At 63.3% G+C, this 23,165-nt stretch carries 22 protein-coding genes and 1 tRNA gene; 10 read left to right on the forward strand and 13 right to left on the reverse strand.

Translation table 11 applies throughout. From position 1 onward, the window contains the following. Positions 1 to 81: 81 nt before the first annotated feature. Positions 82 to 525 (forward strand): globin domain-containing protein, encoded by a 444-nt coding sequence (locus AC07X9_RS03585; protein ID WP_017182683.1) that lies wholly within the window; start codon positions 82 to 84, stop codon positions 523 to 525. Here AC07X9_RS03585 and rsmD read toward each other — a convergent pair. Further along, entirely contained in the window at positions 510 to 1,061 is a 552-nt protein-coding gene (gene rsmD, locus AC07X9_RS03590) for a 16S rRNA (guanine(966)-N(2))-methyltransferase RsmD (RefSeq protein ID WP_019052016.1), read from the reverse strand. The genes AC07X9_RS03585 and rsmD overlap by 16 nt on opposite strands. Next, on the reverse strand, positions 1,058 to 2,041 hold the full coding sequence (locus AC07X9_RS03595) for a pseudouridine synthase (RefSeq protein WP_017182681.1): 984 nt from the start codon (positions 2,039 to 2,041) through the stop codon (positions 1,058 to 1,060). The genes rsmD and AC07X9_RS03595 overlap by 4 nt, the downstream gene beginning before the upstream one ends. A gap of 174 nt (positions 2,042 to 2,215) precedes the next feature. Here AC07X9_RS03595 and AC07X9_RS03600 point away from each other — a divergent pair, with 174 nt between their 5' ends. Next, positions 2,216 to 2,674 carry a response regulator gene (locus AC07X9_RS03600; RefSeq protein ID WP_017182680.1) on the forward strand — a complete coding sequence of 153 codons (459 nt, stop codon included), beginning with the start codon at positions 2,216 to 2,218 and terminating at the stop codon, positions 2,672 to 2,674. A 78-nt stretch (positions 2,675 to 2,752) separates the two neighbouring features. Next, on the forward strand, positions 2,753 to 4,078 hold the full coding sequence (locus tag AC07X9_RS03605) for an AmpG family muropeptide MFS transporter (RefSeq protein ID WP_026002308.1): 1,326 nt from the start codon (positions 2,753 to 2,755) through the stop codon (positions 4,076 to 4,078). Here AC07X9_RS03605 and AC07X9_RS03610 read toward each other — a convergent pair. The 7 genes from AC07X9_RS03610 to AC07X9_RS03640 form a co-directional block, all read right to left on the reverse strand. Further along, positions 4,063 to 4,506, reverse strand: a complete 444-nt coding sequence (locus AC07X9_RS03610; RefSeq protein ID WP_026002307.1) for a DUF6628 family protein — start codon at positions 4,504 to 4,506, stop codon at positions 4,063 to 4,065. The two genes, AC07X9_RS03605 and AC07X9_RS03610, sit on opposite strands and share 16 nt — an antisense overlap. A gap of 68 nt (positions 4,507 to 4,574) precedes the next feature. Continuing rightward, positions 4,575 to 5,897 (reverse strand): bifunctional folylpolyglutamate synthase/dihydrofolate synthase, encoded by a 1,323-nt coding sequence (locus tag AC07X9_RS03615; RefSeq protein WP_017182677.1) that lies wholly within the window; start codon positions 5,895 to 5,897, stop codon positions 4,575 to 4,577. Between the two features lie 31 nt (positions 5,898 to 5,928). Continuing rightward, a complete protein-coding gene (gene accD / locus AC07X9_RS03620; RefSeq protein ID WP_017182676.1) occupies positions 5,929 to 6,780 on the reverse strand; it encodes an acetyl-CoA carboxylase, carboxyltransferase subunit beta in 852 nt (283 codons plus the stop codon). Then, positions 6,777 to 7,592 (reverse strand): tryptophan synthase subunit alpha, encoded by an 816-nt coding sequence (gene trpA / locus AC07X9_RS03625; RefSeq protein ID WP_174703658.1) that lies wholly within the window; start codon positions 7,590 to 7,592, stop codon positions 6,777 to 6,779. The genes accD and trpA overlap by 4 nt, the downstream gene beginning before the upstream one ends. 2 nt (positions 7,593 to 7,594) lie before the next feature. Next, positions 7,595 to 8,836, reverse strand: coding sequence for a tryptophan synthase subunit beta (trpB, locus tag AC07X9_RS03630; RefSeq protein WP_017182674.1), 1,242 nt, complete (start codon positions 8,834 to 8,836; stop codon positions 7,595 to 7,597). Between the two features lie 98 nt (positions 8,837 to 8,934). Further along, positions 8,935 to 9,579, reverse strand: coding sequence for a phosphoribosylanthranilate isomerase (locus AC07X9_RS03635; RefSeq protein WP_017182673.1), 645 nt, complete (start codon positions 9,577 to 9,579; stop codon positions 8,935 to 8,937). A gap of 32 nt (positions 9,580 to 9,611) precedes the next feature. Next, positions 9,612 to 10,511, reverse strand: coding sequence for a lysophospholipid acyltransferase family protein (locus tag AC07X9_RS03640; protein ID WP_380790131.1), 900 nt, complete (start codon positions 10,509 to 10,511; stop codon positions 9,612 to 9,614). 47 nt (positions 10,512 to 10,558) lie between these two features. Between AC07X9_RS03640 and AC07X9_RS03645 the strand changes: the two genes are divergently transcribed. Beyond that, positions 10,559 to 11,692 (forward strand): glycosyltransferase family protein, encoded by a 1,134-nt coding sequence (locus tag AC07X9_RS03645; RefSeq protein WP_017182671.1) that lies wholly within the window; start codon positions 10,559 to 10,561, stop codon positions 11,690 to 11,692. On the opposite strand, the gene AC07X9_RS03650 is transcribed toward AC07X9_RS03645, so the two are convergent. Both AC07X9_RS03650 and gyrA read right to left on the reverse strand, forming a co-directional pair. After that, the gene (locus AC07X9_RS03650; protein ID WP_017182670.1) at positions 11,671 to 12,018 is read right to left on the reverse strand and encodes a DUF952 domain-containing protein; all 348 of its coding nucleotides are present in this window, start codon (positions 12,016 to 12,018) and stop codon (positions 11,671 to 11,673) included. The genes AC07X9_RS03645 and AC07X9_RS03650 overlap by 22 nt on opposite strands. After that, the gene (gyrA, locus tag AC07X9_RS03655) at positions 12,015 to 14,678 is read right to left on the reverse strand and encodes a DNA gyrase subunit A (RefSeq protein WP_017182669.1); all 2,664 of its coding nucleotides are present in this window, start codon (positions 14,676 to 14,678) and stop codon (positions 12,015 to 12,017) included. The genes AC07X9_RS03650 and gyrA overlap by 4 nt, the downstream gene beginning before the upstream one ends. Before the next feature lie 277 nt (positions 14,679 to 14,955). On the opposite strand from gyrA, the gene AC07X9_RS03660 reads away from it, so the two are divergent. Both AC07X9_RS03660 and AC07X9_RS03665 read left to right on the forward strand, forming a co-directional pair. Beyond that, positions 14,956 to 16,230, forward strand: a complete 1,275-nt coding sequence (locus AC07X9_RS03660; protein ID WP_026002306.1) for a hypothetical protein — start codon at positions 14,956 to 14,958, stop codon at positions 16,228 to 16,230. A gap of 85 nt (positions 16,231 to 16,315) precedes the next feature. Beyond that, a complete protein-coding gene (locus tag AC07X9_RS03665) occupies positions 16,316 to 17,557 on the forward strand; it encodes a hypothetical protein (protein WP_017182667.1) in 1,242 nt (413 codons plus the stop codon). Between the two features lie 42 nt (positions 17,558 to 17,599). On the opposite strand, the gene AC07X9_RS03670 is transcribed toward AC07X9_RS03665, so the two are convergent. Continuing rightward, entirely contained in the window at positions 17,600 to 18,073 is a 474-nt protein-coding gene (locus AC07X9_RS03670; protein WP_006950751.1) for an Lrp/AsnC family transcriptional regulator, read from the reverse strand. A gap of 199 nt (positions 18,074 to 18,272) precedes the next feature. On the opposite strand from AC07X9_RS03670, the gene AC07X9_RS03675 reads away from it, so the two are divergent. The 3 genes from AC07X9_RS03675 to AC07X9_RS03685 all read left to right on the forward strand — a co-directional run bounded on the left by AC07X9_RS03675 (position 18,273) and on the right by AC07X9_RS03685 (position 21,194). Next, positions 18,273 to 20,000: a sensor histidine kinase gene (locus AC07X9_RS03675; RefSeq protein ID WP_017182666.1), complete on the forward strand. Its 1,728-nt coding sequence runs from the start codon at positions 18,273 to 18,275 to the stop codon at positions 19,998 to 20,000. Positions 20,001 to 20,047: 47 nt separating this feature from the next. Next, positions 20,048 to 21,085, forward strand: a complete 1,038-nt coding sequence (locus AC07X9_RS03680; protein WP_017182665.1) for a polysaccharide deacetylase family protein — start codon at positions 20,048 to 20,050, stop codon at positions 21,083 to 21,085. Positions 21,086 to 21,117: 32 nt separating this feature from the next. Next, positions 21,118 to 21,194: transfer RNA gene (locus AC07X9_RS03685), tRNA-Ile, on the forward strand. Between the two features lie 171 nt (positions 21,195 to 21,365). Here the strand turns inward: AC07X9_RS03685 and AC07X9_RS03690 are convergent. Then, positions 21,366 to 22,256: an AraC family transcriptional regulator gene (locus AC07X9_RS03690; protein ID WP_086485481.1), complete on the reverse strand. Its 891-nt coding sequence runs from the start codon at positions 22,254 to 22,256 to the stop codon at positions 21,366 to 21,368. Between the two features lie 133 nt (positions 22,257 to 22,389). Between AC07X9_RS03690 and AC07X9_RS03695 the strand changes: the two genes are divergently transcribed. After that, entirely contained in the window at positions 22,390 to 23,145 is a 756-nt protein-coding gene (locus tag AC07X9_RS03695) for an SDR family oxidoreductase (protein ID WP_017182663.1), read from the forward strand. Positions 23,146 to 23,165: the final 20 nt, after the last annotated feature.

The following is a 23,165-nucleotide window of genomic DNA, read 5'->3' on the forward strand; positions in this document are numbered from 1 at the left end:
CAGGTTAAAACATATATCCTGTTTACATCTTAAAAGATGCAAATTAAATACCGCTTATCGAGTCTGTCGAAAGGCGTTTATATGTCCAGCTCACTGTCGGCTTCCACCATCGCAATCGTCAAATCGACTGGTCCCGCCCTGCGCCAGCATGGCGTCGCCATCACAACGGCCATGTACGCCAGGCTCTTTCAGGACGAAGAGGTAAAGGCGATGTTCGATCAGGCTGCACAGGCAAGCGGCGAACAGCCCAGGCGTCTGGCTGCCGCGATCCTTGGCTATGCGGAGAATATCAACAAGCTGGGTGCGCTCGACGGCGCGGTCGCCCGCATGGTCGCGCGCCATGTCGAAACCAGAGTCCGGCCGGAACATTATCCCAAGGTCGCCGCCGCCCTGCTGCCTGCCATCCGGGAGACATTGGGCGAAGAGGTCGCAACGGATGCAGTGCTGAACGCCTGGGCGGAAGCCTACGGCTTTCTTGCAAACATATTGATCGCCAAGGAGGCGGCGGCTTACGAAGCCGCCTGATCCACTGCCCGCAATATGGTGATCCGCGCCTTGCCCGCGTCACGCACGGCGTCGATGGCAAAGCCCTTCACCTCGACATCCTCGCGCCGGTCGGTCTCGATGCTGATCCAGGTCGCAGGCCCGGTCCAGCCAAGCCGCCCCAGCTTGTCGAGCGCAACCTGTCCCGCCCCCGTGCCATAGGGCGGGTCCATGAAGATGAGGTCCAATGGCTTGGGCGCGGACCCCAGAGACAGGACGCTCGACGCCCTGATGTCGGGCCTGATGCCCAGCCTTTCGCCATTGGCGCGGATCGAATCGATCGCCAGCTTGTCCTGCTCGACGAACAGGCATGTCGCCGCGCCGCGCGACAGCGCCTCGAACCCCAGCGCTCCGGACCCGGCGAAAAAGTCGCCAACCGCCAGTCCCTCGAACGATCCGATCCGGCTGACCAGCATCGAAAACAGCGTCTCGCGGGTCCGGTCGGCGGTGGGTCGGGTCGCGTCGCCCTTCGGCGCGGTCAGCGGGCGACCGCGCCATTGGCCGGATATGATCCTCATTTGCTGTCCTTCAGGCTGGCCTTGAACTGGACCAGGTCATGCTGGCGTATTTCCTGAACCGCGCCGGGCGGCAGGTCGCCCAGCAGGAAGGGGCCATAGCTGGTGCGGATCAGTCGGTTGACCTGCAACCCCAGATGTTCCAGCACCCGGCGGACTTCACGGTTCTTGCCCTCCGTCAGGGTCATTTCGATCCACTGGTTGCGTCCGGTGCGCCGCTCCAGATTGGCCTCGATCGGGCCGTAGCGAACGCCCTCAATCTCGATCCCGTCGAACAGATCCTCCAGTTGCTGCTGGCTCACCTCGCCAAAGGCGCGCGCCCGGTAGGTGCGGGGTACGCCGGTGGAGGGCAGTTCCATCTGCCGCTTGAAGCCGCCATCTGTGGTCAGCAGCAACAGCCCTTCCGTGGTCATGTCCAGCCGGCCGATGGGCATCACCCGCGGCAGATCGGCGGGCAGCTTGTCATAGATGGTCGGCCGTCCGGCGGGATCGCGCTCGGTCGTCAGGAAGCCGGTCGGCTTGTGGAACAGGAACAGCCGGGCAGGGGGCGGCGCGGCAATCGCCACGCCATCGACCGCCACGCCATGGAGCGACGCCAGCAAGGTCGCGGGCGTCTCGACCGCCACGCCATTCAGCGTCACGCGCCCTTCCTCGATCATCCGCTCGACCTCGCGCCGCGAAGCGACCCCTGCGCGCGCCAGCAGCTTGGCGATGCGCTGTGGCTCGCCCTTGCCATCGCTGGCCGCGGCGGCGCGGGCGGGATGCGGATTGGCGGGCGTCTTGGCCCCGGCACCCGGCTTCTTGAAACCGGGCTTGCGACCCCAAGGCTTGGCGCTGGCGGCGGGTCCGGTGGTGCCGTCCCCCGGCTTGCCAGAGCGCGGCTTTCCATCGGCCTTGCGGCCCGGCGCGCCAGCGCCGGACGGGCGTTTGGGGCCGCCAGGGCCTGCCCTGCGGGGCGGTCCAGATTTTTTCGGCGGTTCCAAGGGCGGGTTCCTTTTCGTGGGCACTGGCCCTTCCCATATGGCGGGAAAGCCAGCAACGGGCTGAACGGTGCCGCCCCGGCGCTTGGGCGAGGGCGTTATTGCACTCGTCCGGCAACCCGGCGCGGTACGCGGCGTTTGATCGGTGGGCATGGCGCAAACAGGGCGGATCGGCAAATGTTTTTCGGGTTTGTGAAGGGCGAAGGCGCACGCACCGGACGGCGCAAGGCGATCCGCACCGTGCTGGTGGTGGAGGATGAACCCCTCGTCGCCTTCGACAATGAACATGCGCTCGAACAGGCGGGCTACCGCATCGCGGCGACGGTGGATGATTACGACCACGCGATCAGCGTCATCGACGGTGGCGGGCTCGATCTCGTGATCGCCGATGTCAGCCTGAAGGGCGACCGCAGCGGGATCGACGTCGCCCGCCACGCCGCGACGAAGGGGCTGCCGGTTCTCTTCGTCACCGGCGCCTGCCCGCTGGACGCCCGCGCGCTCGCGCTTGGATGCTTGGCCAAACCCTATGCCCCGCGCGATCTGGTGGCCGCGATCGGCGTGGTCGATGCCGTGCTGCGCGGCGCACGCCGTCCACGCTCGCCGATCGGCCTCACCCTGTTCGATACGTCCGATTGATCCGATAGCAGGCTTGCCAGCACCGCATCAGGCCATATGGTGGCGCGCAACAAAGGCTTGCGGGGGACGCGCACCATCATGACGGATGCCATTACCGGCACGAACAGCTGGCTTACTGCGGTAAAGCCCTATGCCCAGAAAGCCCCTTTGGCGGCCTTTTTTCTGGGCGTATCGTCCGGCTTTCCCTTTGCGATGATTGGCGCGACGCTGACTACGCGCCTCGCCCAGGACGGTATCGACAAGAAGGCGGTGACCGCCTTCACCCTCGCATTTCTGGTCTATAACCTCAAATGGCTTTGGGCCTGGGTTGTCGATGGCGTCCGTCTGCCGGTCATCGGTCGGCTGGGGCAGCGAGTCTCATGGCTCCTCTTGGCAGGTCTGCTGGTGATGGCGGCCGTTGCCAATCTGGCTTTGGTCGATCCGACCACCAGTCTGATCCAGACAGCTTATGCCGCCATATTGGTGGGCGTCGCCGGGGCGACTTTCGACATTGTGATCGACGCCTATCGCATCGAATTGTTGAAGCCTGAACAATTGGGCGTCGGGTCGGGCATGTCGCAATATGGCTGGCGCATCGGATCGGTCGCGGCCGGTGCGCTGGCGCTGGTACTGGCGGCGCGGATCGGCTGGGAAGGGGCATATCTTGCCTGCGCCACCTTCGCCTTGCCTGCCATGCTTACCGGCCTGTTACTGGGCGAGCCGGAACGCCATCGCGATCCGCTGGAACGGCGCGGACTGGGTGAAATCTGGCCGTCGATCGCAGGGCCATTAATGGAGTTTTTCCAGCGCAAGGGCGCGCTGCTCGTGCTGCTGTTCATCCTGCTGCACAAGATTGGCGACACGCTGGCGAACCTGACCTTCCGCCTGCTGTTTGACGACATGGGCTATACCAATGACGAAATTGCGATTTACGACATCGGCATCGGCTTCTGGGCTTATCTGATCGGCATATTCGTGGGCGGCGTTCTCTACGCCCGGCTAGGTATGAAAAGATCGGTGTTGCTCAGCCTCATCCTGATGGGCGTTTCCAATTTCAGTTTCGCGGCGCTGGCCGCACTGGGCAAGAGCAATTGGGGCATGGCAGGCGCAATCGGGTTCGAGAATTTCGCCAGCGGCATCGGCGGCGTCACCGTAGTCGCCTATTTTTCGGCTTTGTGCGACCTGCGCTTTACCGCCGCCCAATATGCGCTGATCTCCGCAGCCGCCAGCATCGTGGGCCGCTTCCTCACCGGGACGACAGCAGGCGGTCTGATCGAACAATTTGGCTATGTCGATTTCTACCTGCTCACCACGGCGGCGGCAGTGCCGGGCATCATCCTGTTCTGGCTGATGATGCGCGCCGGTCTGATCGATGCCAGCGTCGGCAGCGCCGCGACCGATCCGGGCGATCACCCCTCGCCATAAAGCTCCAGCGGCCGACCCAGGTCGGCGTGCGCCTGTGCGACCGCCTGCAAGCAGGTCAGCGCGCCCAGCGCATGGTCATTACCCAATAGTCGGCTGACATGCGCATAGGCCGCGTTGGGATCGCGCAGGGCGTCCCCCGTCGCCTGCATCATCAGCGCCTCGTCCACTGTCATCCGTACGCAACAGCAGGGCGCGACCAATATCTTGCGGCTCGACGCGCGCGCCAGTTCCAGCATCATCGCCCGCATCAGCACGAGCGGACGCCGGTAGCTGCGCCCGAATGCGCCCAGCATCGCATTGGCGGCATGCGCGTCGTTGACGCCCGCGCTCGCCATGCGACGCATGACGAACAGGAACAGCCGGTTGCCATAGCCTGACGGCATCGGCCGGGGCAGGTCGTCGAGGGAGGATGTCTCTCCATGTGCCATGATAGTGCGCCTTCTGCGGTGGTCTGATGTCCGCAGATTACGCTATTGCGAGTCAATCGCAAGTATAATCAGTCAGGCAGTTGATCGTTCAGCCGCAAAATCTCGCCCGCCAGATAAAGCGACCCCCCGATCAGCAGCTTGGGCGCTGAATGGCCAGCCGCTGCAATCGCCCTGATCGCGGCGGTCGGCTCGTCATGCGCGGTGCAGCCAATGCCCCAGCGCGCCGCGATCGCGGCGAATCGCTCTGCTCCATGATGCTCATGCCCTGGCACCGGCAATGCGTGGATATGCGCGATCCGCCCTGCGAAGGGGGAGAGGAATGCATCGACATCCTTGTTGGCGAGCATCCCGATCACCAATTGCAGCTTCTGTCCCTCCAGCCGCTCGCCGGTAAAAAAGGCACTGATCGCTTCGCCCGCGCCCGCATTATGCCCGCCGTCGAGCCACGCCGTCGCCGCATCGGACAGGGGCGCGAGCAGGGGGCCATGGTCGAGCCGCTGGAGTCGTGCTGGCCAGTGCGCCCACAGTGGCGCGGCCTTGAGTGCGGCTTCCGACAGAGGCACAGCGTTTTGGTGCCGCAACATGGCAAAGGCCAGCGCGGCATTCTGCACCTGATGTGCGCCCGCCAGCCGGGGTAGCGGCGTGTCGAGCCGCCCCTGTTCATCGCGATAATGCAGCCGGTCGCGATAGGCGGCGGCGTCCCAGCCATCGCCCTGGCCGACCCAACTGGTTCGCGCACGCGCGACCGCGTCCATCATCACCGGGAATAGCGTTTCGGCATAACGTTGCGTGACCAGCGCCGCCCCTTGTTTGGCAATCCCCGCTTTTTCCGCTGCAATGGCGGCCAGCGTGTCACCCAGAAAGGCCTGATGGTCGATGCCCAGTTGCGCGATGCCGCACACCACGGGATTGGCGATGACGTTGGTGGCGTCCAGCCGCCCGCCAAGGCCAACCTCGACAATGCAGGCATCGGCCGGATGCTCGGCAAAGGCTAGAAAGGCTGCCGCTGTCGTCACCTCGAAAAAGCTGGCATTCACCCCTTCGGCAATGTCCAGAACACGCTCCAGATAACGCGCCAGCGCATCGTCGCTGATCAATTGTCCCGCCACCCGGATACGTTCGTTGAAGCGGACCAGATGGGGCGAGGTAAAGACATGGACGGTCTTGCCATCGGCTTCCATCGCCGCGCGCAGGAAGGCGCAGGTCGATCCCTTGCCGTTGGTGCCCGCAACGTGAAAGACCGGCGGCAGCGCGCGGTGGGGATTGCCCAGCCGCTCCAGCAGCGTGGTTATCCGCTCCAGCCCCAATATATCGGCGCCAGGGGATAACGACCAAAGCCGGTCGAGTTGCGATTGCACCGCAGGATGATCCGATACCGCGTGATCGGCCATGCGCGCCGTCCCCCCCCCTATAGGCTTGATGTCAGGCGGCAGCCCTTGGCGTCAGATAGTCGATGACCCGCGCCAGCGTGTCGCGCAATTCAGCGCGATGAACCACCATGTCGATCATGCCATGGTCCAGCAGATATTCGGCGCGCTGGAATCCTTCGGGCAGCTTTTCGCGGATCGTGCTTTCGATGACCCGCTGTCCGGCAAAGCCGATCAGGGCATTGGGTTCGGAAATCTGGATGTCACCCAGCATAGCATAGCTTGCCGTGACGCCGCCCGTGGTAGGATCGGTCAGTACGACGATATAGGGCAGGCCCGCGGCATGCAGCTTCTGGATCGCGACGGTCGCGCGCGGCATCTGCATCAGCGACAGGATGCCTTCCTGCATGCGGGCACCACCAGCGGCGGTGAAGATCACATAGGGGCATTTATGGGCGATCGCATCATTCACGCCCTGGATGAAGGCCGCGCCCACGCCCATGCCCATGGACCCGCCCATGAAGGCGAAATTCTGCACGCCCATAACCAATGGCACATCGTCGATCGCGCCACGCGCGTTGATCAGCGCGTCATGATCGCCCGTCGCCAGTCGTGCGGCCTTGATGCGGTCGGGATAACGCTTGCTGTCGCGGAATTTCAGCGGATCTTCCTGTACATGCGGGGTCGGCAGCAGGATGAAGCCGGCGTCCAATATATGCTCGAACCGTTCCGAAGGCCCGATGCGGCCATGATGGTCGCAACGTGGGCACACAGACAGATTTTCTTCCCATTCCTTGATGAAGATCATCTCCGAACAGGATGGGCATTTGTGCCACAGCGTTTCGGCGGTCTGTTCCTTCTTGGCGATGAAGGGGATGGCCTTGCGGACGCGGTTGATCCAGCTCATGCGGCGGTTTCCCGTGAATTGGCGGTGAGCGCACCGCTCAGGGCGGCGACGAATTGCTGAACGAAGGGCGCGGCGGCATCGCCGTGCGACCCGACCAGATCGACGATCGCCGATCCTACGACGACGCCGTCGGCAATGCGACCGATCGCGGCGGCCTGTTCCGGCGTACGAACGCCAAAGCCGACGGCTATGGGCAGGTTGGTCGCGGCCTTCAACTTCTGGACGGCCATATCGATATTGGCCTGCGCTGCCTGCTGCTTGCCGGTGATCCCTGCCACCGACACATGGTAGAGGAAGCCGCTGGCGCCCTCCAGTACCGCGGGCAGCCGTTTGGCGTCGGTGGTGGGCGTTGCCAGCCGAACCAGATGAATACCCGCGCTGCGCAGCGCAGGACCAAGTTCTGCATCTTCCTCCGGCGGCACATCGACGCAGATGACGCCGTCCACACCAGCCGCCTTGCACTGGTCGGCAAACCAGTCGGACCCGCGCACCAGCATCGGATTGGCATAGCCCATCAGTACCAGCGGCGTGTCGGGGTGGCGGGTACGGAAATCGGCGGCAATCGCAAAGATATGCGCCGTTTTCGTGCCGGACCCCAGGCTGCGCAGATTTGCCAGTTCGATCGCCGGGCCATCGGCCATAGGATCGGTAAAGGGCATGCCGAGTTCGATAATGTCCGCGCCCCCGGCGACCAGCGCGTCGAGGATCGCGGGGGTGGCCGCGACGGTCGGATCACCGGCGGTCACGAAGGTGATGAGCGCAGCGCGGCCCTGTGCCTTGCAGGCGGCGAAGCGGGTAGCCATCCGGTCCATCATCACATCTCCACGCCGAGCGCGTCGGCGACCGTGAAAATATCCTTGTCCCCCCGGCCAGACAGGTTGACGACGATGATCTTGTCCGCATCCATGGTCGGCGCAACCTGCTCCGCCGCAGCGATGGCATGGGCGGATTCGAGGGCAGGGATGATGCCTTCCAGCGCAGACAGTCTCTGGAAACTGGCGAGCGCTTCATCGTCGGTAACCGGCATATATTGGACCCGGCCAATTTCGTGCAGCCAGCTATGTTCCGGCCCGATGCCCGGATAATCCAGCCCAGCCGAAATGCTGTGGGCTTCCGTAATCTGGCCGTCCTCATCCTGAAGCAGATAGGTGCGATTGCCGTGCAATATGCCCGACGCACCGCCCGCCAGGGATGCGGCATGCTTGCCGGTCAGTCCTTCGCCGGCCGCTTCCACACCAATCATCGCGACGTCCGTGTCGTCCAGGAAGGGATGGAACATGCCGATGGCGTTGGAACCGCCGCCGACCGGGGCGATCAGCATATCGGGCAGGCGTCCTTCGGCCTCCATCATCTGCGTCTTGATTTCCTTGCCGATGATCGACTGAAAATCACGCACCAGTTCGGGGTAGGGATGCGGCCCGGCGGCTGTGCCGATGATGTAGAATGTATCATGCACATTCGACACCCAATGGCGCAGCGCGTCGTTCATCGAATCTTTTAGCGTTGCTGATCCCGACGTCACCGGAATGACCTCAGCGCCCAGCAATTTCATGCGGAACACATTGGGCTTCTGGCGCTCGACATCCTTGGCGCCCATGAAAATCTTGCATTCCATACCGAACAGCGCGGCGACGGTTGCCGTCGCGACACCATGCTGACCAGCGCCGGTTTCGGCGATCACCTTCTTCTTGCCCATGCGACGGGCGAGCAGCGCCTGACCGATGCAATTGTTGATCTTGTGCGCGCCGGTGTGGTTGAGTTCCTCGCGCTTCAGATAGATTTTCGCGCCTTTTCCGGCAGGCGCGTCCTTGCGCAGCGCTTCGGTCAGCCGGGCTGCGTGATATAGCGGGTTGGGGCGTCCGACATATTGTTTGAGGAGATAATCATATTCCTCCTCAAACGCCGGATCGGCCTTCGCCGCGCGATAGACTTTTTCAAGGTCCAGGATCAGCGGCATCAAGGTTTCGGCGACGTAGCGCCCGCCAAACTGGCCGAAATGGCCACTGGCATCGGGCTGGCTGCGCAGGCTGTTGGGCAAGCTGATAGTGTCGGTCATGATCGTTTCAGTCTCTTGGGTCAAAATGGGCGTTCGCTTCGGTCGGGGAAGCGATCAGCGCCATCGTGTCCCGATGCGCTCGACAGGGGCGAACAGCGTCAACATTGGGAAACCGCTTTGCAGAAGGTGATGATCTTGTCCATATCCTTGATGCCCGGCGCGCTTTCCACGCCCGACGAAACGTCGATCAGGGGCGCGCCGGTTATGCGGACGGCTTCGGCGACATTGTCTGCGGACAGGCCACCCGACAGGCCCCATGGTCCCGGCACTGCCACACCGCGCAGCAAGGTCCAGTCGAACCGCAGCCCCATGCCGCCGGGCAGTGCCGCGCCATCGGGCGTCTTGGCGTCAAACAGCAGCCGGTCGACCGCGCCGGTATAGGCGCTGGCCGCCTCGATGTCGGCGCGTGTCTTGACCGAAATCGCTTTCCATACCGACAGGCCGGAGCGATGGCGGATCGCCGCTGCGCGCTGCGCGCTTTCCTTGCCATGGAGTTGCAGGGCGGTGAGCGCGCCGGTCGCGACCAGTTCGTCCAGCATCTCGTCGGTCGGATCGACCACCACGCCAACCCGCTCGACATGGGCAGGGGCGATCGCGGCCAGCGCCCTGATCTGGCCGGTATCGACGTGGCGCGGGCTTTTGGGGAAATGGACAAATCCGATATGGCTGGCACCGGCACGCACGGCTGCGCCTACCGTATCGGTAGTCGAAAGGCCGCAAATCTTGATCGCGAGTCGGGACATGGCAGGGGCTTTAGCCGCGATGCAGCGTGAAGTCACATGACCGGAGGGGCATTGGCAGGCAGAATCGGGGGCATGTGGCCCGGCTGGGTCAGGTCCATATCGTGCAACGCCAGCCATTGGTCGGCATGGTCGATACAGGCCCGCCCCAGAAACTGGTCCAGCGTCGCCACGATCTGCGCGTCATCAGTCTCTTGTGGATCGAGCGGCGGATGCCAGTGCAGATCGAAATATGGTCCATCGGTACGGGCGAGATAGAAGGGCAGGAATTTTGCGCCTACCTTGCGCGCCAGCCGCAGGGCGACCGACAGATTGCCCGACGGCATGAGTTCGCGGCCGAATGTCGGGAACCAGACCTGCAACTCCCGCCGCTCGTCCACCAATATATAGAGCGTCGCCCGGTCTTTCTGGGTCAGATGCTTGAACACGCCGCGCGCCGCGCCTTCGCCACTGATCGCTTCGCCCATATAGCTTTGCCGCGCTTTCTTGAGCAGTGCGGCCTGCGCTGGATTGTCGGGTGGGTCATATATGCCCAGCCCCGGCCGGTCGGTCGACGCTTTGATATGTGCGGCCAGCAAATCCCAGTTGCCGGTATGGACGGTCAGGCTGATCATCGGTCCCGGCCCGTCCAGCACCGCCTGATAGCCGGCCCGGTCGATGACGTTGACATGCCGTTCATTGACGAGCCGGTCGATATTGGCCAGTTCACCCAGCGTCCGCCCGATGTTGAACCAGCGCCGGGTCAGCATCGCCTCGCGCTCTGCCTCCCCAAGGTCCGGTCGCAGGATCGCCAGATTGGCGCGCGCACGGGTGTCGCGCAGCTTCATGCGTGGACGGGCGAAGGTGACCGATAGCCAGCCGCCGAGCCAGGACGCGATACGCGCAGGCAACAGCCGCAGCAGGGCAAAGAGAAAGGGGTTGGAGAGCATGGCGATAGCGTCATACAGATGCGGCCGAGACGGTAAAGGGGCGCTGGCGTAACATGCTGTGGCTATGGATATTTCTTCAGGGACTTAGCCTGCTGGGCGTCGTCAACTACTGGCGCCACCTGCCGAGGGACCGCAAGATCGAGACACCCGACGGCGTGGTCATGCTATTATCGGTGCGTGACGATTGGGATGGCGGACCAGACCTGATCGCCCGGCTGAAAGCCCAGACGGCGCACTTCCGCCTACTGATCGCGACGTCAGGCCAATGCGCTGCCGCCGATGCTTTGGCCGCACGGGAGAATGGCTGGGTGGAGGTCGTCCATGCAGGGGTTGCCAGCGATGAAGGGCAGAAAGTCCATAAGCTGCGCGCAGCGTTGCGGGCATTGCGGCCTGACGATCGCTATGTCCTTTTCATTGATGCCGACATCGAACCGCCTGCGCGCCTTGTTGGGCGACTGCTGTTCCCGCTGGTCCGGGGGAAGGCGGACATCGTCACTGGCTACCGCATGCTTTTGCCCGAACGCGGACCGATGCTGGCGCTGGTCGGCGCGGTGGAGATGCAATTGGCGACCCTGCCGCGTTTCGCCAGCGCGACCATGCCCTGGGGCGGGGCGATGGCGTTGACGCGCGACGTGGCCGATCGGCTGGACCTTGACCGGGCGATGGCGGGGCGACTGTCCGACGACATGGCGATTGGCCTGGCTGGCTGGCGCGCCAAGCTGCGGTTGCGGCCAGTGCGCGATCTGCTCGTGGCCAGCCCGCTGGCGGGCGATGCGGCGCAGGTGCTGGGCTTTGGCGTGCGGCAGTACCGGCATATCGTTACCAACAGTCCCGGCATGTGGGCGCTGGCAACGCTGGTGGTCGCGGTACAGGCAGCAGCTTGGTTCTGGGCATTGGTCTGGGGTGGCGGCGCGATGATCGCTGTCGGCTATGGCGCTGCATGGGGACGGGCGCTGATGCGAAGGGCGATCCTGGACAGCGTTCTGGAACCGGATCAGGCGAGCCGCGCCCGGCGGTCACTGTGGTGGGACGTTGCCGCACCTTTTGCGGTGACCTGGGCACATCTCATCGTCCAAATCGCCGCTGCATCATCATCGCGCATCCGCTGGGGCGGGTGGGATTATTGGGTCAGGCGGGGAATGGTCGTGCGGATGTGCCGGATCGATCAGAATCCGGCCGGAAACTGATGCAGCCCATCTTCCCCGATACGCAGCACCACCTTGCCCGCGACCGCACTCAACGGCAGGTGGCCATATAAGTGCGGAAAGAGCGCGCCGCCGCGCGACTCTTCCCACTTGATCGCCTCGCCGAACGGAGCCAGGTCGACCATCACCATTACCAGCCGATCCTGCCCGGCAAAATGCTTCGCCGCTGTCTCCGCCGCCTGATCGCGGGTCGACATGTGGATATAGCCATCGGCCAGATCGACCGGCGCGCCCGCAAACACGCCGTCGGCCTTCAACTGCGCATACTGGTCCGCCGTCAATATCTTGTAGGCGAACAGGTCACTCATGCCTCGGCTTCGTCCTCATCATTCTCTTCGATGCGCGCGGCGCTGACGACATGCTCATCCTTGGCCACGTCGAACAGGCGGACGCCCGCGGAATTGCGGCCGATGACGCGCAGGCTGTCGAGGCCCATGCGGATCAGCTTGGCCTGATCGGTCACCAGCATCAGATGATCTCCATGCGTGACCGGGAAGCTGCCGACGACCGGTCCATTGCGACCGATATTGTCGATATTGGTGATGCCCTGTCCACCACGCCCGGTGCGTCGATAATCATAGGCGGAGGAGAGTTTTCCATATCCATTGGCGCAGACGGTCAGGATGAACTGCTCGCGCTCCTTCATCAGCGCAAACATCGCCTGATCGGCCATTTCGCCGTCCTTTTCAGGCTTCCACGGGGCGTAGCGGAGATATTCCTCGCGCTGTTCCTGATTGGCGCCTGATCGATGCAGGATGGACAAGGAGATGACTTCATCGTCACTCTTGAGCGTCATGCCGCGCACGCCGGTCGACGTGCGGCTCTGAAACTCGCGCACATCAGTTGCGGCAAAGCGGATCGCCTTGCCCTGGCGCGTGGCGAGCAGCACGTCATCATTCTCGGTCAGGAGCGCGACGCCGATCAGCCGGTCTTCGCTGCCTTCGTCGAAGCGCATCGCCAGCTTGCCATTGCTCGGCACATTGGCAAAAGCGTCCATGCTGTTACGCCGGACAGTGCCGTTCGCGGTGGCGAACATGACGTGCAGGTCTTTCCAGCTATCCTCATCTTCGGGCAGCGGCAGCACGGTGCGGATGGTTTCGCCGGGACCAAGCGGCAGCAGGTTGACCATCGGCCGCCCGCGCGTCGCCGGGCCGCCTTCGGGCAGGCGCCATACTTTCATGCGATAGACTTTGCCGGCGGTAGAGAAGAACAGCACCGGCGTATGGGTCGACGTCACGAACAATTCGGTGATGGCGTCCTCATCCTTGGTCGCCATGCCCGACCGGCCCTTGCCACCACGCGCCTGTGCGCGGAAGCTCTCCAGCGGCGTGCGCTTGATATAGCCCTGCACCGTGACGGTGACGACCATATCCTCTCGCTCAATCAGATCCTCATCCTCGATCCCGTCGGCAGCGGCGGTGATTTCGGACAAACGGGGCGTAGCGAATTCCCGTTCAATCTCTTCAAACTCTTCCCTCATGACGGCATAGAGTTTGACCCGGTCGCCCAGGATCGCCAGATATTCGGCGATCGCGTCGGCCAGTTCGGCCAGTTCCTTGCCGATTTCGTCGCGGCCCAGCGCCGTCAGCCGATGCAGGCGCAGGTCGAGGATGGCGCGGACCTGAAGGTCGGACAGCTTGTAGAAATCCCCGGCCACTTCGACGTCGATCGCCTCGACCAGCCGGATATAGGGCGCGATCTCGCCGATCGGCCATTCGCGGGCCAGCAGCTTCTCGCGCGCTTCGGCGGGACTGGACGATCCACGGATGATCTTCACCATCTCGTCCAGATTGCTGACCGCAACAACCAGACCCAGCAAGATATGCGCCCGGTCGCGAGCCTTGTTCAGCTCGAACTTGGTGCGGCGGGTGATCACCTCTTCGCGGAACTTGACGAAGGCTTCGATGATGTCGCGCAGGTTCAGCAGTTCGGGGCGGCCGCCGCGAATGGCCAGCATATTGGCCGGGAAGCTCGATTGGGCGGGGGTGTTGCGCCACAATTGGTTCAGAACGACTTCGGGGGTCGCATCGCGCTTCAGGTCCATGACGATCCGCACGCCTTCGCGGCTGGATTCGTCGCGAATGTCGCTGATCCCCTCGATCCGCTTTTCCTTGGCGGCTTCGGCAATCTTTTCGACCAGACCGTTTTTGCCGACCTGATAGGGAATGGCGGTCAGAACGATCGACTGGCGATCGCCGCGCCCTTCCTCGACCACATGACGCGACCGCATCATGATGGAGCCGCGGCCGGTGTGATAGGCGCTGCGTGCGCCGGACTGGCCCAGGATCAGCGGCGCGGTCGGGAAATCGGGACCGGGGACGATCGCGATCAGTTCGTCGATCGTGATGCCGGGATTGTCGATATAGGCAAGGCACGCGCGCAACACTTCGCCCAGATTATGGGGCGGGATGTTGGTCGCCATGCCCACCGCGATGCCGCCCGCGCCGTTGACCAGCAGGTTGGGGAAGCGGGCGGGCAGAACCTGCGGTTCGCTTTCCGATGCGTCATAGTTGGGGGTGAAATCGACCGTATCCTTGTCGAGATCCTCCAGCAGGGCGTTGGCGACCTTGGCCAGGCGCGCTTCGGTATAGCGCATAGCGGCTGGCGGGTCGGGGTCCATCGAACCGAAATTGCCCTGACCATCGATCAGCGGCACGCGCATCGACCAGTCCTGCGTCATGCGGGCCAATGCGTCATAGATCGAACTGTCGCCATGGGGGTGATATTTACCCATGACTTCGCCGACGAGACGCGCCGATTTGCGGTAGGGACGATTATAGACGAAGCCCGATTCCTGGGCGGAGAAGAGAATGCGGCGATGCACCGGCTTCAACCCGTCGCGCACATCCGGCAGGGCGCGGGACACGATGACCGACATGGCATAGTCGAGATAGCTCGCCTTCATCTCGTCTACGATGCTGACGGGGCTGATGTCCGAAGGGTCGGCGAGGCTGGTCTCGTCGTTCAAGGCGATTCTCTTTTTTGGATGGAATGTGTTTCTGCGTTCGCACTAGCGGAGCGAAACAAATCTGTCACCCCTCGCTCACGCGCGCGCCCGCACGGACAGACAACAGGGCCGGGGTGATGACAGCTGCTTTCGGAACGAAGCGCGCGCATGACAGTTGCAAAATCCGCCGATATAGGCTTGTTCAATGGCCATTCACGCGCCGCCCCCTAATCGGCGCACAACAGACTTAAAGTCGCCCATGGCTTCCCCCGCCCGGTGCATTGAGGAGAAGATGATCATGCGTTTTGTTACCCCGGTGGCGCTCGTACTGGCTTTGGCAGTAGGTGGTGGCGCGATTAGCGCGCCTGCATTTGCGGCCAAGAAGGAAGAGAAGAAGGCCGGACCGAAGCTCAATGTTTCGCCCGAAGTCATCAAGGCTCTGCAGGCGGCGCAAAAGGCCGCTGAAGCGCAGGATTTCGCAGGCGCCAAGGCTGCCCTGGCCGACGCCGACAGCAAGGCGAAGTCGAACGATGACAAATATCAGATCGGCGCCATCAAGCTGAACACCTCCATCGCGAGCAAGGATAACGCGCTCCAGGGTGAAGCATTGGCGCAGATGCTCGACAGCGGCCTCACGCCCGCCGACCAGGCTGGCCAGTTCAATGCGGTTGCTGCCGATCAGGCGTTGGCTGCCAAAAATTACGATCTGGCGATTCAGCGGGCGCAGGCCGCGCTTGCGGCGGGTTATAAGCCCGAAGCGATCAACCCGACCCTGGCCCAGGCCTATTTCGGCAAGGCGGGAACCGGCAATGCATCGGCTGAACCGGCGCGCGGTTTCAACGTTCAGGGTCTTGCCGCGCTCAAGGCTGCTGCTGATGCCATGAAGGCTGCCGGGCAGCAGGTGCCGGCCCAATGGTATCAGATCGGCGTTGGCCGGGCCGAAGCGGCCAAACTGCCCGAAGTGACCGAATGGGCCAAGATGGCCTATCAGGCTGACCCGAGCGGCGCGAATTTGCGGACGCTGGTGCGTCTGTTCCAGCGCGCCAATCCGAACATCACGAATCGCGAAAATCTCGACGTGCTGCGCCTCCTGTCGGCGTCCGGTGGTCTGGTGGTCGCCGGTGACTTCCTGGAATATGCCGAAATGGCGTCCAAGACCGGCATCTATGGTGAGGTCAAATCGTCGATCGACCTGGGCCGTTCCAAGGGTGTACTGAACGCGACGCAGGGCAGCGAACTCTACCAGACTGCCATGGGGCGGATCTCTGGTGACAAGGGATCGCTGGGTGCGGCCGAAGCCGACTCCAGAAAGGCGGCCAATGGCAAGATCGCCGCGGCGACCGCCGACGCCTATCTGGGCTATGGCGACTATGCCAAGGCGGCCGCCATGTTCGAACTGGCCAAGGAAAAGGGCGGCGTTGATGCGGACGAAGTCAACACGCGCCTGGGCATCGCCAAGACCATGAGCGGCGACAATGCCGGCGCAAAGGCTGCGTTTGAAGCGGTACAGGGCGGCGCGCGCAAGCAGATCGCTGGTCTGTGGCTCGCCTATCTGGGCACCAAGGGCGCCTGACGGAATACGCGCCGTCGCCCTGATGGCGGCGGCGCGTTTTTGATTTTTTGCTGATATTGATGCGTCCGGGGAGGCTTTTGGGGCTATGCGATTTCTAACCTGTGTTTTTGCGGGCCTGCCGATTGTGTCGGCTGCGGCGTTGCTGGTGGCAACACCCGCGCTCGCGAAAAAGAAGGTTGCTGCCGGTCCCGTCATCGCCATGTCCGATGCGTTTCGTGCCAATGTGGCCGCTGCGCAGGCCGCGCTGCAATCGCGTGACGTGGCCACCGCCAGCGCGCGGATCATGGCGCTGGCGCCCATGTCCGACATTGAAAATTATGTCGCGGCGGGGCTGCGGTTCGAACTGGCGGCCCAGCGCGGCGACGTGCAGGCGCAGCGTATCGCCCTGACCGACCTGTTCAAGACCAGCGAGCTGCCCAAGAAGGATGCGCCGCGTCTGCGCTATGTCGCGGGCTATCTTTCCTATGCTGTGGGCAATTATGACGATGCGGTCGCGCAACTCGATTATGCCAAGACCCTTGGCTATGATGGGATAGATGCGCTGCTGCTGCGGGCCGATATTGCCCTGCGCCGCAACAAGCCCAAGGAGGCAAGGCCGTTCGTGCAGCAGGCGCTGGCGCGTCAGCGGGCATCGGGTCAACCCGTGCCGCTCGCCTGGTCCGACCGGGCGATTTCGATGGCCTATCAGGCGGGCGACTGGACCGAGGTCGGTCAACTCTATCGCGAACGGCTGACCCAGGCGGGCGCGCGGGAAGACTGGCGCTCGGCGATCACCAATTATCTGTCAGCCGCGGGCATCGATTCGCAACTCCAGCTCGACCTGTATCGCCTGCAAGCGGCCAATGGCGCGATGGCGAGCGAGCGGGACTATCAGGCCTACGCCCAACTGGCGGAGAAGGCCGGCTATTTCGCCGAGGCCAAATCCATCATCGAGGCAGGGCGCAAGGTCGGCAAGCTGACCGCGACCCAACCCGCCACTGCATCGCTGCTGAAAGCCGTAACGCCCAAGGCGACCAAGGAGATCGCCGCCCTGCCTGCGCAGGCGAAGAAGGCGGCGGCGGCGTCATCCGGCAAGGACGCGCAGGAGGTGGGTGACAGCTATTTTTCGCTGGGCCAGTTCCCCCAGGCGGTGGAGCAGTATCGCCTGGCGCTTGCCAAGGGCGGGGTCGATGCAGGCCGCGTCAATGCCCGGCTGGGCGTGGCGCTGGCGCGGTCAGGCGATTTGCCCGGCGCGCAGGCGGCATTGAGCCAGGCCAGTGGCAACTGGGCCAGCGTGGCAGGCTTCTGGTCCGTCTGGGTTGATCAACAAAGCCGCAAGGTCGCGTGAGGATGTGCCGGATCAGCCTGTGATCCGGCCACAGCCTGCCACTTATACCGGCAAGGGGACGCCCGGCAGGTTTTTCGACGTGCGGATGGTAAGCGATGTTTTGACGCTCACCACGTTGGGTGCTGGCGTCAGCTTGGACGTCAGAAATTGCTGAAAACTCTGAAGGTCTTTCGCTACAACCTTCAAAATAAAGTCGATTTCGCCGTTCAGCATGTGACATTCGCGCACTTCGGGCAGCTCAGCGACATGGTCCTGAAAGGCTTTGAGATCGGCTTCCGCCTGGCTTTTCAGGCTTACCATCGCGAACACCGTGATCGTATAACCCAGCATCCCCGGATCGACCACGGCATGATAGGAGGTGATGGCGCCTGCTTCCTCCAGTGAACGGACGCGGCGCAGGCACGGCGGCGCGGTCAGGCCCACCTTGCGGGCCAGTTCCACGTTGGTCATCCTGCCATCCTGTTGCAATTCGCCCAGAATTTGCAGGTCAATGTCGTCGATATTCGGGCCGGCCATTATTGTGCTTATTTCCTGTCCTGATTTCCTGTCCCATCATAATAATGTTTCAGGGCAATGCAATTGTCCCACTATGCGACGATCGCTTTCGTTCGCGTAACCAACCCCTTTTCCTTTGCAGGGCTAGGGCTTATCGGTAGTGCGTAACAGCCGCTGCGCGCACCGGGCACCGGTTTGCGCCACGGCCATATGGGGATTATTGGTGCGTTTCAACGATCTGATGCAGACAGTGCTGGCCGCTGACGACCGAGCCGGGCTGGGCGCGGTGACGTTGTGGCGTCAATGTGTCGATCTGCTGGCGCAGCATGACCGCGCCGATCGTATGCCGATGGCCGCGGATCAGCGGGCTGCCTTGCTCGATCGATTGTCGGGGCTACGGTCCAAAATGTCGGAAACGCAGCGCATTGCGACTGTCGTCGAACTCGGCAGTCGGCTGCGGTCGGCCAGCCTGGTCGAATTTTTTGCGCATGACCGGCCCTCTATCGCCGCCGCAGCGATGGCGCGGGCGCAATTGCCCGACATGGTTTGGGACGATCTGCTACCGCGACTGACGCCTACCGCGCGTGGTGTCCTGCGCGGACGACGGGACATCGGCCCAGCGACGCGACTGGCGCTCGAAGCCTTTGGCCCGTCCGATCTGGTGCTGACGACCGTGCGTGACGACATGGTGGGGGACAGCGACATGCTGCTGACCGCCGATATGATCCCCGCGAACGATGTGCAGGAGCCGGAGGTCGAGGCCGGCACGGTCACGCCGCTCCGCGCGCCATTGGGCGACAAGGACCAGATTCGCAATCTGGTCGATCGGATTGCCCAATTCACCAGCACGCGCTCACCGCCCCAGCCCCTGGAACCGCTGGCGGACGAGCCGGCTGACCGCAGCGCCCCGCCGCGCGATTTCGCGTTCGAGACGGATGCCGCCGGCGTCATTCTGTGGATCGATCGCGGGCCACGCGCGGCGTTGATCGGCCTGTCGCTGGGGGATGCAGCGCTGGAGGGTGGCAGCGGGCCGGACGGCCATGTCGCGGGCGCCTTTGCCCGGCGCAGCGGGTTCCAGAATGGCCGTTTCGCGATTGTCGGTGGGAAGATGGCAGGCGAATGGCGACTGTCCGCCGCGCCCTTTTTCGATCCACGATCCGGCCGGTTTCAGGGGTATCGCGGTCAGGCGCGTCGCCCCTTCCTGCATGAAGTGGCGGTACAGCCAGCGCCGCCGCGCGACGGTCTGAGCGGTCTGTCGGCGGATTCGCTGCGCCAACTGGTGCATGAACTGCGCACGCCCCTGAACGCGATTCTGGGCTTTGCCGAGATTATCGAACAGGAATTGTTCGGTCCCGCGGGCGCTGAATATCGTGACATGGCTGGCAATATTGCGGTCGATGCACGCCATCTGCTTGCGGCATTCGATGATCTGGATCTCGCCGCCCGCGTGTCGCGCGGCGACGATGTCAGCACGCCGCAACTGCTCGATCCCGAACTGCTGGTGCGCCAGATCGCCAGTCGCTTCCGTGATCAGGGTGGGGCGTTGGTCGATATCGCCATGGCAGCCAGCCTGCCGCCGGTGCAGATCGACCCGGTGCAGGGGGAGCGCATGGTGCAACATTTGCTGCGCACGCTGATTTCGGTCGCGCCAAAGGGGGAAGCGGTGACGGGCGCCTGCTGGTTCCAGCCCGACGGGGGCAATGGGCGCGTGGTGCTGGCCATCGACCGGCCATCCAGTCTGGCAGGTATGGAAGAAGCGCAATTGCTCGATCCCGGCTATACGTCCGATGGCGACTGGGCCGACGGACCGCTGCTGGGGCTGGGCTTTTCGCTGCGTCTGATCCGCAGCCTGGCCGGAACATGCGGCGGCAGTCTGGATGTGGAGCCGGGGCGCTTGCTGCTCGCCATTCCCGCCGCCAGCATTGCGGAAGATACGCAGCACGCCTGACGGGCACGGCAACCCTATGGCAACCATTGCGCGCTAAGGGGAGGGGCATGATTGTTTCCTCCCATGACGGCAACCTGCTGGCCCCGCCTTTGCCGCAGGACAGGATCGCCCTCGATCCCGCCTTCGGCACCCGGTTCATGCTTTTTGTCGATACCGAAGAGGAATTCGACTGGAACGCGCCGTTCAGCCGTACCGGCCATGGCGTCACGGCTTTGTCCGGCATGGCGCGCGGGCAGGATTATTTCGCGGCGGCAGGTATCAAGCCGGTCTATGTCACCGATTTCCCGGTGGTCGATTGCGACGCGGCGTCAGCGATGATGGCGCAGTGGGTTAGCGATGGCACTGCTGATGTCGGCGCGCATCTTCACCCCTGGGTCAACCCGCCCCATGTCGAGAAGGTGAACGCCGCCAATTCCTATGTCGGTTTCCTGCCGGAAGCGGTAGAGCGCGCCAAGCTGGAAGCGCTATGCCGCCGGATCGAGGAACGTTTTGGCCAGCGACCCATTGCCTATCGCGCTGGCCGCTACGGCGTTGGCCCCAACAGTGCGCGACTGCTTAGCGATGCCGGGTTCCGCCTGGACAGTTCGGTGCGCAGCCGCTTCGATTATAGCCAACAGCAAGGCCCGGACTTTTGCGGATTGCCCCAAACCCCCTATTGGGCAGGGCCGGACCGGAACTTGGTGGAACTGCCATTGTCGACAGCCTTTGTCGGCCTGCTGCGCGGTGCAGGTGAGCGCCTTTATCGCGCAGCCCAGACGATGGGACCGCTCGCCGGCGCCCTGTCGCGCGCCCGCATGTTGAGCCGGGTGCCGCTGACGCCAGAAGGCATCTCCGCATCCGAAGCCATTGCGGCAATCGACGCCCTGATCGAAGAAGGCGTGCCGGTTCTCAATTTCAGCTTCCATTCGCCCACGCTGGAGCCTGGCCATACCCCCTATGTCCGCAACGAAGCCGACCGTGCCGCTTTTTACAATTGGTGGGACAGAGTACTGACCCATCTGGCGAAACGGGGCGTAAGGGCGGCCAGCCTCGATCAGTTTCTTAACGCGGTGCCCATGCGTATCGAGACTTGCCAAGCGGCGTGATGCTCCTTAATCGGGCGTTCGTTGACAAGGTGGGGCCTGTAGCTCAACTGGTTAGAGCTGTCCGCTCATAACGGATAGGTTGCGGGTTCAAGTCCTGCCGGGCCCACCACATTTCCTAATCATGATCTCTATAGCGCATTTCCGCTATAGGCTTTCCCATGGTCGCGAGATGCGCTGTGTCTCACGACATCTCACCCTGGCGCGGCCCACAAGGGGGCACCGACGGGGGCACTGGAATAGAATTTGGGGGCATTCAGGCCATGATTGGACCCGAAAATGGTCAGGCGGCTACCTGGGCAAGTTGACGAGTGGCCTTTGCGTCGCTGACCGGCGGCAAGCCGAACAGACGGCCATATTCGCGCGTGAACTGCGATACGCTCTCATATCCGACCGCGAACGCAGCGGTTGCCGCGCTAACGCCCGCAGAATGCATCAGCCGCCGCGCTTCGATCAGGCGAAGCTGCTTCTGGAATTGTAGTGGTGAGAGAGACGTCACCGCCTTGAAGTGCTGGTGGAACGAGGACGAGCTCATTCCCGCAGCGGCGGCAAGGCGGTCTATCGGCAGAGGCTTTGCGAAGTCAGTGCGCAACAAGGCTACCGCGCGGGCGACACGTTCAACATGGCCATCGGGCCAGCCGATCCGCCTGATCGCATCTCCATGCCGTCCCGCCAACAGCCAGCAGTGCATTTCGCGAACGAGTTGCGCCTGCAGCACCGGCACGGAAGCTGGCCGATCGAGCAGCCGCATGAGACGCAGCGCCGCATCGGCCACTTCGACGTCAGTTTGATCGACCCTGACCGGCGCTAAATCAGAGCAGTTCACGGCCTTCATCTGCCCAGCCAGGTCAGCAATGATCGCCGGGTCCAGCTCTAGGACCAGCGAATAATATGGCGCTGCGATGCTGGCGCGCGTGATCTGGCTGACGGTCGGCACGTCGGCGGTGATCAGCAGCGAATCGCCGGCCGAAAAGTCGAAGCTCTGCGTTCCCATCGTCACGCGCTTCGCGCCCTGCACCACGAGGCAGAGCAAAGGCCGCGAGATATCGTGCTTCAAGTCGCCCGTCGCGGTCGCGCGCACGGCGAAGACGCCCTGAATCGGCGTTGGCGCCATACCCTCGCGATCTGCGTGGACTTCAGCGTGGCGGCGGACGGCGTCAAGCAGCGTGGTCATTTCGCTACCATATCGCGTTCGAGACGATCGCGCATCCTCTTTCGGAGAATTAGGCAAAGATCGTCGAGCTTCCGGCAACACCGGCTCGCCCCAGCGTGACATAAGGGATTCACCGAAAAGAAGGAGACCTGTCATGACCAAGATCGCACTTGTTACCGGCAGCAGCCGCGGCCTCGGCCGCAACACCGCGCTCGCCATCGCGCGCAAGGGAGGCGATGTGATCGTCACCTATCACAGCCGCTCCGGCGACGCCGACAAGGTGGTCGCGGAGATTCAGGCAATGGGTCGGAAGGCTGTCGCGCTGCAACTCGATACGGGCAACGTCGCCGGTTTCGCCGACTTCGCGACGCGCCTCAAGGATGTGCTGGGCACGACCTGGCGGCGCAACACCCTGGATCATCTCGTCAACAATGCCGGACATGGTGACTATGCGCTCATCGCCGACACCAGCGAAGCGCAATTCGACGCGCTGATAAACGTGCATTTCAAGGGCGTGTTTTTTCTGACCCAGACGCTGCTGCCGCTGATCGCCGATGGTGGGCGCATCGTGAATCTTTCGTCAGGGCTGACGCGCTTCTGTGCGCCCGGCTTCGGCGCCTATGCCGCGGCAAAGGGAGCGATCGAGGTTCTGAGCCTCTATCTCGCCAAGGAGCTCGGCAACCGCGGCATCGCGGTCAATACCGTTGCCCCAGGCGCGATCGAAACCGACTTTCTCGGCGGTGCGGTTCGCGACACACCTGACATGAACCAGCAATTCGCCGACATGACCGCGTTGGGACGCGTTGGCGTGCCTGACGACATCGGACCAATGATCGCGAGCCTGCTCGGCGAGGATAATCGCTGGGTCAATGCTCAGCGCATCGAGGTTTCGGGCGGCCAGGCCATTTGAGAAAGTCTGTGGCAACAGGA

The organism is Sphingobium sp. GW456-12-10-14-TSB1 (assembly GCF_059424385.1).